The organism is Helicobacter sp., assembly GCF_022770205.1.
Lineage (GTDB): Bacteria > Campylobacterota > Campylobacteria > Campylobacterales > Helicobacteraceae > Helicobacter_D.
This window is the reverse complement of sequence record NZ_JALEIK010000027.1, coordinates 67,387-81,422: the sequence shown is the minus strand read 5'-3', so window position 1 is coordinate 81,422 and position 14,036 is coordinate 67,387. Positions and strand designations below refer to the sequence as shown.

Annotated in this window: 14 protein-coding genes; 3 read left to right on the top strand and 11 right to left on the bottom strand. The window is 36.6% G+C overall.

The features are described from left to right. Positions 1 to 599 (bottom strand): DUF262 domain-containing protein (locus MRZ19_RS05830; RefSeq protein WP_291031315.1); only part of this gene is annotated, 599 nt, incomplete at its 3' end. Between the two features lie 201 nt (positions 600 to 800). Here MRZ19_RS05830 and MRZ19_RS05825 point away from each other — a divergent pair. Beyond that, on the top strand, positions 801 to 2,315 hold the full coding sequence (locus tag MRZ19_RS05825; RefSeq protein WP_291031313.1) for a hypothetical protein: 1,515 nt from the start codon (positions 801 to 803) through the stop codon (positions 2,313 to 2,315). Between the two features lie 19 nt (positions 2,316 to 2,334). Here the strand turns inward: MRZ19_RS05825 and MRZ19_RS05820 are convergent, their stop codons facing one another. From MRZ19_RS05820 to ccsA, 6 genes are all read right to left on the bottom strand, one after another. Beyond that, the gene (locus tag MRZ19_RS05820) at positions 2,335 to 3,057 is read right to left on the bottom strand and encodes a hypothetical protein (RefSeq protein ID WP_291031310.1); all 723 of its coding nucleotides are present in this window, start codon (positions 3,055 to 3,057) and stop codon (positions 2,335 to 2,337) included. A 77-nt stretch (positions 3,058 to 3,134) separates the two neighbouring features. Then, positions 3,135 to 3,488, bottom strand: coding sequence for a 50S ribosomal protein L20 (gene rplT / locus MRZ19_RS05815; RefSeq protein ID WP_291031308.1), 354 nt, complete (start codon positions 3,486 to 3,488; stop codon positions 3,135 to 3,137). A gap of 92 nt (positions 3,489 to 3,580) precedes the next feature. Then, positions 3,581 to 3,775, bottom strand: coding sequence for a 50S ribosomal protein L35 (rpmI, locus tag MRZ19_RS05810; protein ID WP_291031306.1), 195 nt, complete (start codon positions 3,773 to 3,775; stop codon positions 3,581 to 3,583). A 46-nt stretch (positions 3,776 to 3,821) separates the two neighbouring features. Further along, entirely contained in the window at positions 3,822 to 4,337 is a 516-nt protein-coding gene (gene infC / locus MRZ19_RS05805; RefSeq protein ID WP_291031304.1) for a translation initiation factor IF-3, read from the bottom strand. Beyond that, positions 4,334 to 6,151 (bottom strand): threonine--tRNA ligase, encoded by a 1,818-nt coding sequence (gene thrS, locus MRZ19_RS05800; protein ID WP_291031302.1) that lies wholly within the window; start codon positions 6,149 to 6,151, stop codon positions 4,334 to 4,336. Before thrS ends, infC begins: the two co-directional genes overlap by 4 nt. Positions 6,152 to 6,244: 93 nt before the next feature. Further along, positions 6,245 to 9,124, bottom strand: coding sequence for a cytochrome c biogenesis protein CcsA (gene ccsA / locus MRZ19_RS05795; protein WP_291031300.1), 2,880 nt, complete (start codon positions 9,122 to 9,124; stop codon positions 6,245 to 6,247). 113 nt (positions 9,125 to 9,237) lie between these two features. On the opposite strand from ccsA, the gene MRZ19_RS05790 reads away from it, so the two are divergent. Beyond that, a complete protein-coding gene (locus MRZ19_RS05790; protein WP_291031298.1) occupies positions 9,238 to 10,455 on the top strand; it encodes an HD domain-containing protein in 1,218 nt (405 codons plus the stop codon). Between the two features lies 1 nt (position 10,456). Beyond that, positions 10,457 to 11,086 carry a trimeric intracellular cation channel family protein gene (locus MRZ19_RS05785; protein WP_291031296.1) on the top strand — a complete coding sequence of 210 codons (630 nt, stop codon included), beginning with the start codon at positions 10,457 to 10,459 and terminating at the stop codon, positions 11,084 to 11,086. 167 nt (positions 11,087 to 11,253) lie between these two features. Here the strand turns inward: MRZ19_RS05785 and MRZ19_RS05780 are convergent, their stop codons facing one another. From MRZ19_RS05780 to MRZ19_RS05765, 4 genes are all read right to left on the bottom strand, one after another. Continuing rightward, on the bottom strand, positions 11,254 to 11,805 hold the full coding sequence (locus MRZ19_RS05780) for a YqiA/YcfP family alpha/beta fold hydrolase (RefSeq protein WP_291031291.1): 552 nt from the start codon (positions 11,803 to 11,805) through the stop codon (positions 11,254 to 11,256). Then, on the bottom strand, positions 11,805 to 12,299 hold the full coding sequence (tpx, locus tag MRZ19_RS05775; RefSeq protein ID WP_291031290.1) for a thiol peroxidase: 495 nt from the start codon (positions 12,297 to 12,299) through the stop codon (positions 11,805 to 11,807). Before tpx ends, MRZ19_RS05780 begins: the two co-directional genes overlap by 1 nt. A gap of 63 nt (positions 12,300 to 12,362) precedes the next feature. Then, positions 12,363 to 13,382 carry a tRNA (adenosine(37)-N6)-threonylcarbamoyltransferase complex transferase subunit TsaD gene (gene tsaD / locus MRZ19_RS05770; protein ID WP_291031288.1) on the bottom strand — a complete coding sequence of 340 codons (1,020 nt, stop codon included), beginning with the start codon at positions 13,380 to 13,382 and terminating at the stop codon, positions 12,363 to 12,365. Positions 13,383 to 13,390: 8 nt separating this feature from the next. Then, the gene (locus tag MRZ19_RS05765) at positions 13,391 to 14,008 is read right to left on the bottom strand and encodes a hydrogenase-4 component G (RefSeq protein WP_291031286.1); all 618 of its coding nucleotides are present in this window, start codon (positions 14,006 to 14,008) and stop codon (positions 13,391 to 13,393) included. Positions 14,009 to 14,036: the final 28 nt, after the last annotated feature.

The window sequence follows — 14,036 nt, the reverse complement described above, 5'->3', positions numbered from 1 at the left end:
CTATAAGTGTAGATTTGATAGGCAAGATAGCTTTTTAGCTTTTCCATATTTGTTAAATCTTTGCCGCGATTATTTTGTAGCTCAAACATTAACACAGAATCTTTTTTGTTGCTAAATTCAAGCTTTATTATTTGTGCTTTTTGCATGGCTTGAAATATTTCTTCAAGTTGGGCTAACTCTTTGCTTTTCAATGCTTTTGTGAAAAACTTTTTTGCTTCTAAAATGCGTTCTTGTGATGGCGTTTGTGGCTTGTGTTTATTATCACTATTGGCAATAATCACATCATAAAAATAATCCCTATCGTATTCTAGGGCATTTAACTTCGACTTTTTTCTATTCTCTAAATAGTCTTGCTTGATATAGTCTAACTGCTCTTTATCATAGCCTTTAGAATCTAGCACATTGACTAAGCAACGCACAAAAATAATAATGGTGGTAAGACGTTGTTGTCCATCAAAAATATCAAGTCTATTATTGCCGTCTTTTTCTAATAGCACATTGCCAAAAAAGTAATGATTTTCACCCTTTGTAGCTCCTTCCAAGTCTTCTAAAAATGTCTTCCACTGCGGCTCTTCCCAAGAATATGCCCTTTGATACACGGGGATAAAAAATTGCTTATCTCCTTCAAAAAACTCTTTGAGTGTAGATTGTGTTGGTGTTATTACTGCTCCTTATAAAAATATAATAATTTAAAAATTCCAACATAAATCAAACCACACAAGCTTAGCTTTAAAAACATTTAGATTTCTAAAAAAACTACCGATATAGCCAATAGCAGACAAAAAATAAAAGGAAAAATAATGCAAGTAGGTTTTAACTTCTCTTCTTTTAAGGCTTTTGAATTTTCGCACACTTCAGCCACCACGCATTTAAACACAAACCAAAAGAATCCTAAAGAAGAGATGGCAAACAAAGATGCTAAGGAACAAACTTCAGAAATCCTCTCTAACACTTCTTTAAACAACGAACATCTCAGTGATTTTCAAAAAATCATTATGGATAAGGCTTTGAAAAAAGTTTCTCAAATCAAAGATGAAATGTTAAAAATGTGGGAAGAGGTTTTTGGGGTTAAGCCAAACAACTCATCTCAAAGCACTCATATAAGTGTGGATTCTCTGCTTAATACAAGCTTAGAGCAAAAGGTTCTAGGCAATGGAATTAGCATTTCTCAAGGCTTCTCACAATCCTTACAAATTTCTATTCAAGGCACAATTCTCGCAAATGACGGCACAAAAAAACAACTTGACATTAGCATTGGAATCTCACAAAGCTTTATGCAAAATCTTCAAATCAGCGGAATTGGTAACGCACAAGGTGGACAAACACCAAACCGAAATGTGATTGACCCGCTTGTGATTGATTATGAAGGTAACGGAACAGAATTAAGCGATACTAAAATGCAATTTGACCTTGATAGCGATGGAAAACCTAATCAAATCGCAACACTCAAAAAAGGCTCTGGATTCTTAGCATTAGACAAAAATAACGATGGCAAAATCAACAATGGTAGCGAACTTTTTGGCACAAAAAGTGGCGATGGGTTTAAAGATTTAAGCATTTACGATTCCAATAAAGACGGAAAAATTGACAAAGAAGACCCTATTTATGACAAACTAAGAATTTGGACGCCTAATAGCAATGGCGAAGGCAAGCTTGTGGGGCTTGGTGAAAAAGGCGTAGGAGTCATTTATCTAAACCCGCAAGAGAGCGAAGAACTAATGCGTGGCAAAAGGGGCGATTTATTAGGCATTAAGCGCAAAAGTGCTGATTTCTTATACGATAATGGCGGCAAAGGGAAAATCCACCACATTGATTTAGTTTCTGAGCAAATTAAAAATAAAGCTTTGTACAATCAAGCACAAAATGATGCAATTTTAAGACAAAACACAACCAAACACATTCTTACTAACAAAGCTTATAGCACCCCTCCCCAAAACATACAAACAAGCAACTTAAACACAAGCAATCAAAACCACATAAGCTTAAAAGATGGAATCCTAAATGGAATCTTAAGCAACAGCAATATTAATTTTAGCTCTAACATTGCAATGTATATTTCTGTAAGCATCAATTCCTTACAAAATGGTAAAAACGGAGTCAGTCGTGAACTTTCTGAAATGTGGATAAAGCTTGAAAACAACTTTAACAAACTCCAAATGGGAAATCTTGTTAATTCCTTAATAGAACACTTTGAATCAAGTTATCAAGAAATTAACCGCTTGCTTGTTGAATCCCATACACTAAAACAGAGCAAAGAAGCATTTAAAGAGAATAGCTTAAGCACAATGTCGCTTGCAAAACTTCTAGGGGCTTAATAAACTCCTTATAAAAGCCCTACTGACAGGCAAATGTTACATTACCCGATAAACTCTTCCGTGTATCGCTAGCACTTGGTAGTGTAATATCTTCTAGTGCGTTTTTAACACTTGGCATTAAATGCGATTCACGCTTTAACATAACCCCAACACTGCTTGCATCACCTAAAACAATCTCCTTAATAGAACATTTCTTATGCGTTAGCTTCCCATATTCCTCTGCCGTTTCTAACGCAAAAGCTAAAAGTTTTGCATTCAGCACAGAATCGCTTTGCTTAAAATCCCTATCACTCACACTCAATTCCACACTAGGAAGCAAAAACATTAACAAAGCATTTTTAGAAACTTCTGTTTCAATTTTCTCTAAAATTGCATTATATTCTTTCTTTTTGGATTCCATAAATTGACAATGCAGACTAAAATTTATCTCAAACCCCTCTTGCACCCTCTTTCCATCTCTATAATGATAAGACGGATTTATCACAAAACTCCCTCCTTTACAAATGCTATTGCTGCCTAAGAAATCATTAATCGCATTAAAAGTCTTAATGATTGCATTTTTATTTTCAAGGCTTAAAGTTTTTAACTTCTGAAGCTCTTCAGAAGCAAGAATTGTAATATTGCTTGAATATTGCTTAGGAGTAATATCAATCGCGACATTCAATCTTTGTTTAATGAGTATTTCTGCATTCGCTTGGATAAACGCCATAGCACACAAAATAAAACAAGCAAAAACTCTCATTACAAACCCTTTAAAATTAAGATCAACACCATAATTTCAAAAGGCTTAAGAGATTCCCTAAAGAATCTCAAAGCTAACTATAATGCCTTTTTTGCGCTTTCAACGATTTTTGCAAATGCAACTGGTTCGTGCATTGCAATATCTGCTAGAATTTTTCTATCTAGCGTAATGCCCGCCTTTTTCAAACCAAACATAAATCTTGAATAACTGATTGCATTCATTCTACAAGCTGCATTAATTCTTACAATCCAAAGTTTTCTAAAATCTCTTTTTCTTTGTTTTCTGTCACGGAAGGCATAGCATAAACTTCTCTCTAATTGCTCTTTAGCTTTTCTAAAATGTTTATGTCTTGCACTATAAAAACCGCGCGCTAACTTTAAAACTTTTTTGTGGCGTCTTCTTCGCACTACACCTGTTTTCACTCTTGCCATTTTCTATCCTTTACCATATTGTGGTGCGGTATTTCTACCAAACTTGCCCTAAAATTAGGGGGATGACATACTAAATGTATGAAACTTCTAGCCTATGCCATACAAAGCATTTTTTTAACCGACTCAACATTAGCACTATGCACATATTTTGGCGCATTAAGATTTACAATTTTTCTTGGGCGTTTTTTTGTCAAAATATGACTCTTAAATGCTGAACCGCGCTTTATACGATTTTTTTTCAATTTAAATCTTTTTGCAGCACCACGATTTGTTTTCATCTTTGGCATTGTTATTCTCCTTTCATAAAATAAATGATCTAAAACAGATGAACCTCTATTTCTTAGGCGTTACAAGCATATTCACATAACGCCCCTCTGTCTTAAAATCTCTTTCAATATTTGCAACATCTTCTAACATTGCAGCAACCTTATTTAAAACTTCAAAACCTGCTTGAGGTTCACTAACCTCACGCCCACGCAAAAAAACACGGAATCGCACATGCTTATTTTCTTCTAAAAACTCTTTGGCGTGCTTGACTTTATAATTAATATCATTGCTAGCAATTTTTACCGAAAGTTTAATCTCTTTAATTTCAATTTGTTTTTGCTTTTTCTTAGCCTCTTTTTGCTTTTTTTCTTGCTGATAACGGAATTTTCCATAATCCATAATTTTGCACACAGGAGGCTTTGCATCTGGTGCGATTAACACCAAATCTAAGCCCTTACTATCTGCAATCTTTAAAGCCTCATCTGCACTTATCAAACCATACTGCTCACCATCATCATCCACACAACGCACTTGCGGAAAGTCAATATCCTCATTGAGGATTACACCATCATTTTTACTCAAAAGCTAACCTCACGCATTTTCTCCTTAGTTAATGTTATAAAAGATTCAAAACTCATATTTGACTGCTCTTTAGCACGCCTATCGCGTATTGATACCGCCCTGCCTTCAACTTCCTGCGCCCCAAGCACCGCAATCATTGGCACTTTTTGTTTTTCTGCATTGCGAATGCGTTTATTAAGCGTTTCATTTTTATCCTCAATCTCAGCATACACACCAACTTTCAATAAAGCATTGCGCAATTCCTTAGCATAAGTATGCTGTGCTTCACCAATAGGAATAATAATCACCTGCGTTGGTGCGATAAAAAACGGAAACTCTCCACCAAAATGCTCTGTTAAAATCGCCACAAAACGCTCAAAACTTCCTAAAATTGCTCTATGTATCATCACAGGTTGCTGCGCGCTATTGTTTTCATCTGTGTAAGTTAGAGTAAAGCGTTCTGGTAAATTCATATCAATTTGCACAGTTCCACACTGCCATTTTCTACCAATTGCATCAGTGATTTTTATATCAATTTTAGGACCATAAAAAGCCCCACCGCCCTCATCAATCTTATAAGCAATCCCACATCGCTCCAATGCGCCCTTCAATGCTTGTGTTGCCTCCTCCCAAATTGCATCACTACCAATAGACTTTTCAGGTTTTGTAGAAATCTCCATTTCATAACTAAAACCAAAAGCCTGCATAATCTTTTGCGTAAAATCAATAATGCTCTCCACTTCACTTGCAATTTGATTAGGACGACAAAAGATATGCGCATCATCTTGCGTAAATTCTCTCACACGCAACAATCCGTGCAACACTCCACTTTTTTCGTGGCGGTGCACCACACCATATTCATAAAATCTCAAAGGCAACTCACGATAACTATGCAAAGAGTTTTGATACACCTTAATATGCCCCACGCAATTCATAGGCTTAATCCCATATTCTACTTCATCAATGGTTGTAAAATACATATTCTCGCCATAGTTTGCATAATGCCCACTTGTTTTCCACACTGCACTTTTTAAGATTTCAGGACCGCGCACAGGCTCATATCCGCGTTCAATCAAAGCTTGTGTTAAGAGATTTTCAAGATTGCGTCTAAGTCTAGCACCCTTAGGTAGCCAAATGGGCAATCCAGCACCCACTTCTTCATCAAAGGTAAAAAGCTCCATCTCCACACCAACTTTTCTATGATCACGCTTTTTTGCTTCCTCAAGTTGACGCAAATACTGATTTAAACTCTCCTTATCAGCAAATGCGATTCCATAAATCCTAGTTAGCATTTCTGCGTTTTCATCACCGCCTAAATACGCACCAGCGATTTTTGTAAGCTTAAAAGCCTTCAATAACTTTAATGTTGGTAAATGCGGACCGCGACAAAGATCTTCAAATTCACCTTGTGTGTAAATGCTTAATCTCCCATCGCCTAATGGAATCTTACTAATCACTGCTTGTTTTAAATCATCGTTTTGAAACTTCTGCACAGCTTCCTCGCGCGTTAGATAATACTTTGTAATTTTCTCACCCTTTTTAGCAATTTCCTTCATCTTTGCTTCAATTTTACTCAAATCCTCTTCCCCGATTTTACAATTCACGCGAAAATCATAGTAAAATCCTTCCTCTACCACAGGACCTACAAAGAATTGCGCTTCAGGATAAAGAGCTTTGAGTGCTTCTGCCATCAAATGCGCACAGGTATGGCGCGTAATAGAAAGTGCATCTTCAGAATTATCAAAATAAATCGGCTCGCCATTGATTCCTAATTCTTCAGCACTTTGCGTATCATAAACTGCACAATCTGTCTTAATTCCAATAATTTCAGACATAAAAACTGCCCTTAAATTTTAAATAAACTCCGATTGTAGCAAAAAAATAGAAAATTAACTCTTAAATTTCATAAAGTTGGTTGTATTACCCCGCTAGGGTAATTTTGGCGCAGGTAAATCCCCTTTGCGGGCTGCTAAAACAATTAAAAGAATCGTAATTGCAATAAAATAATACAAAAACACAGGAATTGGTAAAGGATCTCCAGCTGCATAAGAATGCAATCCAGAGAGATAAAAATTCACCCCAAAATAAGTCATTAAAATAGAATAAAATGCCACCACACTCAAAGAAGCAAACACATAAGGATTATTTGCCTTAGGGATAAAGCGCGCGTGCAACACAATCACATACACAACAATAGAAATTAACGCCCAAGTCTCCTTTGGATCCCAACCCCAATATCTGCCCCACGACTCATTTGCCCACACGCCCCCTAAAAAGTTTCCAATTGTTAGCATTGCAAGCCCTAAAATCATCGCCATTTCATTAATAGTATGCAAAGTTAAAATGGTGCGATCTAGCTCTGGATATTTTGGGCTTCTAAGAATAAACAACGCAAGCGTTAAAGCTCCAAGCATAAAGCAAAGCCCTAAAAATCCATAACTTGCCGTAATGATTGAAACATGGATGTTTAACCAATAGGATTTCAGCACGGGAATAAGATTTCCAATTTGAGGATCCATAAAACCAAGATGTGCCACAAATAAAGAGATTCCTGCTAAAAAACTTGCCATACTTTGCGCTAAATAACTTCTTCTAAAGAATATAACCCCAGAAATTCCAGCTGCCCAAGCAATATAAATCATTGATTCATACGCATTACTCCAAGGTGCGTGTCCGCCTACATACCAGCGCAATCCTAAAGCAATCGTATGCACAAGCACCAAAAGCGCAATAATCCAATGCACAATGCGACTCACAAAAATATCTGCATTTTTATGCCTAAAAATCTGCACTAGCACAATAACAAAAAGAACGATTCCAAAGCAAATATAAAGCGGTGTCAAATTTTCAAATAAATTATAGTGGTTTAAAAAAATCTCCAAATCAACCTGCATCTTTGGGGGAATCAAGTCTAATCCAAACTTATTTTGGATTCCATTTAATGCTTCCACTACGAAATCCGCATTCTCCCAGTCATTCTCAATCAACCCATAATGAAAGCTATTAAAATACGCCCCAAAAAGCCTTTGGAGCTGTTCTGCATTCTGACTATCATAGCTTGCAATTGCCTCACTTGGAGTAAACCATTTATCACTCTCCCCACTAAAATCTGGCAAAATTTTAAGACTTTGCGCTGTATAAATTAAATAGGCTGCATTGACACGCTCATCAAGGCTAATCACATCTTTATCAAATGTATCACGCATTGCTGGCTTTTTGCGATTTGCCTCCTCAATAAAATTTGCAAGCTTATAGGTATCATTCACAAACAAATCCTCAAAGGCAACATAATTCTCATTCTTATCCACACCAATTATCTCTTTGAGTTTTGGCGTAGATAAAGCTAACATTTTCACTTTCTTAAATTCATTAGGATACACCATCATCCCCAAAAAAAGCTGCATATTATCAAGTCCCAAAAAACTATCTTTCTTTGTCATTTTATGCACATATTCCATTGCTAAAGTATCCATAGGCTTCATTCTTCCACCAAAATCTTGCACAATTAAACGCCCAAATTTATGCGTATGCGCACCACTTTTTTCCTTAAGATTTTCAATTAAATCTAAAATACTCTCTGTGGTAATGGGTAATTCTTCAAACATTTCATCAGCGTGCATTTCATCATCGTGCTTGTCGTTTTTGGATTCCAACTTTGTGTCCATATTTTTTGGGGCTTCTAGTTCATTTTGCGCTTGTTGCGCCATTTGTGGAGTTGCGTGCAATGGAATCGCATTTAAGATTCCAAAACAAATCGCAAAAGCCACAACTAAATTTTGCATCTTTAAGTATTGCCCTAAACGATAAAAACGCCCATTTTTAGCAAACATCGCCCAAAGCAAGCCAAGTGTAAGCATTGCATAACCAATATATGTTGGAATCTTTCCGGGATCTCTATTGACAGATAAAATTGTGCCTTGCTCATCTAAATCATAAGAAGATTGAAAAAAGCGGAATCCTCCATAGTCTAAAACATTATTCATATAAATGTGATAGGGTTCTTCTGTATTCTTGATTGGATCAATCACCACAACATCAGAAGCATACGAAGAAGGGCTCATAGAACCTGCATAACGCTCTAACTGAAAATCCTTTAATGCAATAGAAAAAGGCAAAACAATCGTGCGACTCCCCCAATCTAATGCAAATTTTCTGCCACCAAGCACAAAAGTCTCAACCTGACCTAATCCCATATTTTTTAAGACTTCTAACTCTTTACTCTCCCCCTCAAAGCTCACCCTTACCTTAAGTCTATCCACATCCATTTTATCTTTTGCGGGGATAAAATCTACATACTGCACTTCTAAGATACCATCTTCAAAAGGCAGACTTTGTTGGAATCTCTTTTGCACCAAAGGAGTGATTATTGCAGGAAAAAACGCACGATAGAGTTTATCATCTGCTTTTTTTGCAAGAATTGTAATAAATTCTTCTTGGGATTCTATTGTATTACTCTGCTCCCCTTCACGGATATGCATAATCCCTTCAAAACCATAATAACGCGTGATTGTAGCTCCTATAAAAATCACCACTAAAGAGGAATGGAATAAAAAGGAAGCGTATTTTTTGCGTTGCAACACCCTTGAGAGCAATAAAACACCAATAAGATTTAACACAAGCAGCAAATGCAACAAATCAAACCACTGCGCATTATACACCAAAGCTTTAGCACTTGGAGTTCCATAATCATTCTCTACAAAGGTTGCAACAGCACAGGCAATGCCATAAGCAAGCAATAAAACAATTGTTACACGAAAATTACAGAATCCTTCAATGACGCCTTTTATGAGCTTTTGTGCTGTATCCATTCATTCCTCTAAAAATTAAAATTAGCCCCATATTCTATCTAAACTGCCCTTGAGTTTGATTAACAAAAGGTAAATATAATTTGCTATAATCGCATAAAAACTCTAGGAAAAATATGGAATCCAAAAACAAAAAACCCACTCTAAACTTCCCCCTTTTACAAAAAATTTTTGTTGCAGCAAATATTAGACGCTGGAATGACCAAGCCACACCAATAGAGTTTATAGAGCTTGATAAACAAGCGCATAAAATTGTGATTGCTTATTTGTTAGCCCATTATGAAATGCTAGAAAATCGCACAGAAATTGACTTTGAACGCCTAATTATGCAGTTTTGCTATGAATTTTTAGAGCGCATCATTCTAACAGACATTAAGCCCCCTGTTTTTCACAAGCTCGTCCAAAAACACAACAAAGCCTTAGTGGATTTTGTCTGCACACAATTAGAAGAATATTTAAAAGGTTTTGGATTTTTAGAAGCAATGCGCAATTATCTTTATGGGGAAGTGCAAAACCTAGAAAAAGAGATTCTAAAAGCCTCCCACTATTATGCTTCTAAATGGGAATTTGACATTATTTATCATTTTAATCCCCATCTTTATGATGTGCAAAATATCAAAGACACCATTGATAAACAAGTCCAAGAATATTACCATCTAGCAGGAATCCGACAAATTGTGCTTTACAAAGATATGCGTGAGCTAGTGAATATGTTTGGACAACTCCGCTTCCAAAAACGCTGGAGTCAAACACCACGCATTCCTTGCACCTCTGTGCTTGGACACACCTTAGTTGTTGCCCTTTGTGCTTATCTGTTAGGTTTTGATTTGAAGTTTTCTAAAACAATGCAAATCCAACATTTTTTCTGTGGTTTATTCCACGATTTGCCAGAAATTTTAACGCGTGATATTATTTCACCCATTAAGAAAAATGTTAAAGGGCTTGATGCTTTTATAAAAGAAATTGAAGAAGAAGCCGTTAGGGAAAAAATTTTAAACATTGTCCCAGACTCCATTGCAAAAGAAATTGTCTATTACACACAAAATGAGTTTAAAAACCGCTATAAAAAGAACAAAAATATCGTGTATAGCAAAAATCTAGGCGAAGAATTTTTACAAGAAATTGCCACACTAAACCCACAAACCCCAATTTTTGGAGAATTTTTAAAATACTGCGACCATTTAAGCGCATTTTTAGAAGCTAAAATTTCTATCCATCACGGAATCAAAAGCAAAGACTTAGTAGAAGGCGCAAAAAATTTAGAATATCTCTACAATGCAAAAACTTTAAATGGAATCGATTTAGGTTATCTTTTTAGAGAATTTAGGGAATAAAATGCTACTTACAAGTTTATACATTATTGGAATCACCGCAGAAGGAATGACAGGCGCACTTGCAGCTGGAAGGCACAATATGGACTGGTTTGGCGTGCTATTTATTGCTTGCGTAACAGCAATTGGCGGGGGTTCAATCCGTGATGTTCTCTTTGGACATTATCCGCTCACTTGGGTAGCACATCCTGAATACTTAGCCATCATCTGTGTTGCAGCACTCTTAACAACAAAGATTCCTTATTTTGTGGCACGCTTTGAACGCACTTTTTTAGTGCTAGATGCACTAGGACTTGCTGTCTTTAGTGTCATTGGCGCACGCATCGGATTAGAATTGCATCCTAGCGGCGCAATGGCAGTTGCTGGAGCGATTATTACAGGAGTATTTGGAGGGATTTTAAGAGATATATTTTGCGCTAGGATTCCGCTTGTGTTTCAAAAAGAGCTTTATGCAAGCATTTCTTTATTGATTGGAAGTTTATATGTGATTTGCAATTATGTCAGCAAACATTATTTTGCTTTAGATGAAAACACAATCATCATTATGTGTTTAATCATCGGCTTTATTGTCCGCCTAGTAGCAATCCGCTATCACTTAGGATTGCCAACTTTTAAGTTTAATCCCAAGAGTTAAACTTATTTCACTGCCCCACTTCTGTGCGCTGGATGCTGATATTCTTGCTTCTCACAACCACTTAGTGCAAACACCGCCACAAAAACTCCTAAACATAATAAAAACTTTTTCATTAACAACTCCTTATTTTAAAATGCACAATTATACACAATTCTTTTGTAATTTTGCTAATTTGCCCACGCAAGAATCCTCTCTTTTTGATTTAAAAAATTCTCAAACCTATGCGAACCGCCCTCTTCTACCACACATTTACAATCCTTAAAATGCAATTGTGCAATTCTATAATCAAGCACTTTATCACCTTTTTGCAACAACACACAATAAAGCCCATTTTTTATATTCTTTACATAATATTGCTTTAAGCTCTCAACCAATGACAAATCCCAAAAAAAGGACTCTCCGCTATAAGGCACTAGAATCCTACCAATTGCAGGAAGCAAAGTTACATAAGCATCCACCACAGGATTAATAAGCACTGCTTTGATTGCATATTTATCCGCTAAATAAGTCGCATAATAACCCCCAAGTGAACTGCCAATAAGACAAAGATTCTGCGCACCTATTTTTTGGATAATGGATTCCACATAAGCAATTGCTAAACTTGGAACATAAGGGAGATTAGGAGTAAGCGAGTTTGGAGCAAAGGAAGCAATTTGCTTGCCTTTGTAGCAAAGCCCAACACTACGGAATCCGTGGAGATAGAGCAATATTTTTGCCATTATTTAACTGCATTCAAGACTGCATCATAATTTGGCTCTTCTGTGATTTCACTCACAATTTCTTTATGCACAATTTCACCCTTTGGATTGATGACAAACACAGCACGCGTTAAAAGCCCAGCAAGCGGAGAGTCTGCTATAAGCACTCCATAAGCATTTCCAAAATCTTTATTTTTAAAATCACTTAAGGCAGTAACATTCGCAATTCCTTCAGTTGAGCAAAATCTCCCTTGCGCAAAAGGCAAATCAAGTGAAACCACAAAAACTTCTGCATTAGCAAGTGATGCAGCTTTTTCATTGAATTTGCGTGTTTGTGTTGCACAAACTGGCGTATCAAGCGATGGCACAACATTGATAATTTGGTATTTCTCACTTGCTCCCCCTACTTTTTTCCCGCTTAAATCACCCGCTACTAAACTGACTTCAGGTGCTTTATCGCCTACATTTACTGACTTTCCTGCTAAAGTTACTGCATTTCCTTTAAAAGTTACCATATCATTTCCTTTGATGATTAAATTTTGCGCTTTAATTATTGAATATCAAAACTGAAATTAGTCTTAAAATACATCAATTCTAGGACGCGTCTGTAAAGAATCTATTTTACTAAATTCCTTACGCCTATAAGATTCCACTGCCGCACGCCCAATCATCGCAGCATTATCAGAACAAAACTCCAAAGGTGCAAGCAATAATTCTACGCCATAAAAGTTACACATTGCTTGGATTTTTTCTCTTAAAACTAAATTTGCACTTGCTCCCCCAACCACGCCAAAATACTTCCAGCTCCTAGATTTTTTTGCATTCTCTTCAAAAAAAATCTTACACTTTTGCATCAAATGCGCAATTGCACTCTCTTGAAAACTCGCACACAAATCCGCTTTGAAGCCCTCTTCTAAAGCCCCTTCCGAACTTTTTGCTTCAATCTCCAAACGCACAGCATTTTTAAGCCCAGAAAAGCTAAAGGCAAATTGCTTTTTGCTCCGCAAAGGGATGGGCAATTTAAATTTAGTAACCCCCTTTTTTGCACACGATTCCACAATCGGACCACCGGGATAACCCAAAGAAAGCATTTTTGCTACCTTATCAAAACTCTCTCCAAAACTATCATCTAAACTCTGTGCTTTAATATTAATTTTCTCAAAACTCTCCGCTTCTAAAAGCATTGTATGCCCACCAGAAACAAGCAATACACCCAATGGAAAAATCGCATCTGAGTTTAAAAACAAAGAATACAAATGCCCCTTTAAATGATTAACGCCAATTAAAGGCAGATTCAGCGCATAACTTAGCGTTTTTGCCATCATCACTCCTTCTAATAGCGTTACATTCAAGCCCGGCTCATTTGTTACAGCAATGGCTTTAAGATTACTCAAATAAGGTTTTGTTTTTTCTAAAATCAAAGGCAAAGATTCTGCGTGCAAACGGCTAGCAAGCTCAGGGACAACACCTCCAAAAGTGCTATGCTCTGCTTCTTGCGAGATTTTTTGATGGAAGATTAAAGTATAAGCGTCAATTCCAATGAGTGCGATAGAGCTATCATCACAACTGCTTTCAATGCTTAAAATAAGATTTTGCAATAAACTCTCTATGCGTTAGTTTCTAAAACATTCACACCAAGGCTTGCTAGTTTTTTATCCACTTTTTCTAAGGCTTTCTCTAAAGTCTTTTGACTAATCTCAGGAAGCTCTCCACCCCAAGATTTTTCAGCCTGCTTATAACCACGCAAAATTCCCTCACGCCCAGCCTTAAGCTTCTCTACATCATCACCTGCACCTGCTAAAACAAGATCTGCAATGCGTTCAGAAGTTTTTGGAATCCCAAAGAAGCCATCATCACTAATTAATGCCTTTGCCTCCTCTTGTGTTAATTCACTTAAAGGTTTGCCCTTATAACCAATAGAATTTAAATCTAGCCCATTAATAATACTCTTTAAACGCTCCGGATTCTCAAGCGCATTTCCGATTCCAACTGCTACACCACTTTGCGCAGAAATATTAGTAGAAACAGAAACATTAATACTCATTTGAAATTCCACGACATAGCTTGTCATCAACGACCTTGCATCCACTTTGCTAGCAGCGTCTCTAATGTTTTTCTCACGCTCTTGCGCACTTGTTGTATCCTTTTTAAGCGGATTTGAAGACATTGCACTTTGTAAATCCTGCATAGGATTTCTTGTGCCCTTTAAAGATTCTACTGCCATATTGTCCTCCTTGACAAAACTTTATGCA

Excerpts from the sequence above, each read along its gene's own strand:
- tpx (WP_291031290.1), bottom strand. The coding sequence starts at position 12,299 with ATGGTAACTTTTAAAGGAAATGCAGTAACTTTAGCAGGAAAGTCAGTA.
- rpmI (WP_291031306.1), bottom strand. The coding sequence starts at position 3,775 with ATGCCAAAGATGAAAACAAATCGTGGTGCTGCAAAAAGATTTAAATTG.
- MRZ19_RS05825 (WP_291031313.1), top strand. The coding sequence starts at position 801 with ATGCAAGTAGGTTTTAACTTCTCTTCTTTTAAGGCTTTTGAATTTTCG.
- MRZ19_RS05765 (WP_291031286.1), bottom strand. The coding sequence starts at position 14,008 with ATGGCAGTAGAATCTTTAAAGGGCACAAGAAATCCTATGCAGGATTTA.
- ccsA (WP_291031300.1), bottom strand. The coding sequence starts at position 9,124 with ATGGATACAGCACAAAAGCTCATAAAAGGCGTCATTGAAGGATTCTGT.
- MRZ19_RS05785 (WP_291031296.1), top strand. The coding sequence starts at position 10,457 with ATGCTACTTACAAGTTTATACATTATTGGAATCACCGCAGAAGGAATG.
- MRZ19_RS05780 (WP_291031291.1), bottom strand. The coding sequence starts at position 11,805 with ATGGCAAAAATATTGCTCTATCTCCACGGATTCCGTAGTGTTGGGCTT.
- MRZ19_RS05820 (WP_291031310.1), bottom strand. The coding sequence starts at position 3,057 with ATGAGAGTTTTTGCTTGTTTTATTTTGTGTGCTATGGCGTTTATCCAA.
- rplT (WP_291031308.1), bottom strand. The coding sequence starts at position 3,488 with ATGGCAAGAGTGAAAACAGGTGTAGTGCGAAGAAGACGCCACAAAAAA.
- MRZ19_RS05790 (WP_291031298.1), top strand. The coding sequence starts at position 9,238 with ATGGAATCCAAAAACAAAAAACCCACTCTAAACTTCCCCCTTTTACAA.
- thrS (WP_291031302.1), bottom strand. The coding sequence starts at position 6,151 with ATGTCTGAAATTATTGGAATTAAGACAGATTGTGCAGTTTATGATACG.